Annotated in this window: 4 protein-coding genes; all 4 read right to left on the bottom strand. The window is 59.7% G+C overall.

Translation table 11 applies throughout. The features are described 5' to 3' along the window. Window positions 1–51 precede the first annotated feature (51 nt). Entirely contained in the window at window positions 52–393 is a 342-nt protein-coding gene (locus tag ACP7A4_RS23010) for a phage head closure protein (RefSeq protein ID WP_426248500.1), read from the bottom strand. Next, window positions 394–717 carry a head-tail connector protein gene (locus tag ACP7A4_RS23005; protein WP_426248499.1) on the bottom strand — a complete coding sequence of 108 codons (324 nt, stop codon included), beginning with the start codon at window positions 715–717 and terminating at the stop codon, window positions 394–396. It abuts the gene before it with no gap. A 1-nt stretch (window position 718) separates the two neighbouring features. Continuing rightward, entirely contained in the window at window positions 719–1,087 is a 369-nt protein-coding gene (locus tag ACP7A4_RS23000; protein WP_426248498.1) for a hypothetical protein, read from the bottom strand. A gap of 53 nt (window positions 1,088–1,140) precedes the next feature. Continuing rightward, a partial coding sequence (locus tag ACP7A4_RS22995) for a phage major capsid protein (RefSeq protein WP_426248487.1) occupies window positions 1,141–1,506 on the bottom strand: 366 nt, incomplete at its 5' end.

The raw sequence follows: 1,506 nt of genomic DNA, 5'->3' as shown, positions 1-1,506 counted from the left end.
CGCATTTTGCCAACTACACCATTCAATCCCTGAATATCGAAGTTCATGCCGTCAGCCATCATTCACTCCGGTGGTCACCTGAAGGGTTAAGTGCTCAAGGCCCGACTGCGCGTCCGCCAGCGGCTGACCGACGATGCTGTATACCTTGTCACGGTGCAAAATGCGCATGGCCGGCAACACCCCTTCGCGATAGCGAATAGTGATGCGCGCAATGGCTTCGGACTGTGCCGCTTGAGCGGCGTACAGATCACGGGCACTGAGTGGCTCGACAGCAGCCGGACACCGGGCCCATACCGTGACCCATTGGCCCTCAATAACTTCCCCGGTTACAGGGTCTTGCCCGCTGACTTTGGACTGGATATCCACGCGGTGGCGCAATCGTCCGGCTTTCATTCAGATCCCCCAGCCCACACGGTCAGGTGTCAGCAAAGCGCGCGATGCCTTTGGGATTGCCTCGCCGTCTTCGCGCTCTTCAAATAAGCGGCCCACGATCAGCAAGCATGCAGCCTGTACCGAAGGCGAAATCAGCATCGGTGCCGTGCCTGCCGCGCCCTCCAGGATCGCCGCCTCAAGGGCGTCGTTATCGCGGTAAAAACGCCGATTGAGAAACTTCATCGCGTCGTCTTCAGCGGCGGCCAGCATGATTTCGACGTGGGCCTGATCTTCGGGTTCTGCACGCAGGTGCTGCATGGCCACGTCGATATCGATGACGGTCATGTCAGCCTCTTGGATCAGTCAGCGTGGCGAGGCCTTTGGCGATCAGTAGCGCGGCATCGTGTTTGGGCGATTGGTAACCCTCGCCGCCTGCACGCTTGATGTCTTTGCCATCCAGGTAGCTGCGCAGTGGATAGAGGGTGAGCATGCCGCTTTGATCGAGCGGTTCCTGCTTGGCTTGCGGCGCCGAAGTTAGCTCAGGCTCAGCCGGTGAGCCGGGCAGCACAGGGGATTGCGGTAATTCGTTCGCGGTTGAGGGATCAGGTTTGTCCAGATCTGGCGCCGTTGCCGATTCGGGAGCGACGGGTGATTCTTTTGCGGTGTCAGCGGTGTCAGCGGTTTCTGGGGCGGGTGCGGGGGATGTACGGGCCATGGTCATTGCTCCGTGAAAGGCAAGCGGCCGTTGAGCCGCTTGCTGAGGTCGGGTTAAGGCGCTTTGGTCAGCGGGCCGGTGACGAAGGCTTCAGGGCGATATACCGCGAAGGCCAGTCGCTCTTCAGCGCGGATGGTGACCATGTTGTTTTCGAAGTCCTTGTCGTTTTCGGTGGAGATCAGTACTTCGATGCCCATGCGGTCGAAGATTTGCGCTGCAAGATTGAAGGCGCCGCACAGGAACTGGTCCTGCAGGATGGCCTGAGTCTCGACAACTGGCAGGTTCCACAAGCGCGGCGAGGTGCCTTCTTGCGGTTTGCCAATGATGTAGCGGTTCTCGCTGTCCTTGAGCAGTTCGATGGCTGCCCAGTCGATCGGGTTAAGGACGATGCCGGTAGACGGAAACTCGGCCAGGGTGGC

The sequence above is a fragment of the Pseudomonas sp. TWR3-1-1 genome, assembly GCF_049896545.1.
Classification (GTDB): Bacteria; Pseudomonadota; Gammaproteobacteria; order Pseudomonadales; family Pseudomonadaceae; genus Aquipseudomonas; species Aquipseudomonas weihenstephanensis.
This window is presented reverse-complemented; position numbering and strand designations above follow the sequence as displayed.

What these genes read in the sequence shown, in the direction of transcription:
- ACP7A4_RS23010 (WP_426248500.1), bottom strand. Translation starts at nt 393, where the DNA reads ATGAAAGCCGGACGATTGCGCCACCGCGTGGATATCCAGTCCAAAGTC.
- ACP7A4_RS23005 (WP_426248499.1), bottom strand. Translation starts at nt 717, where the DNA reads ATGACCGTCATCGATATCGACGTGGCCATGCAGCACCTGCGTGCAGAA.
- ACP7A4_RS23000 (WP_426248498.1), bottom strand. Translation starts at nt 1,087, where the DNA reads ATGGCCCGTACATCCCCCGCACCCGCCCCAGAAACCGCTGACACCGCT.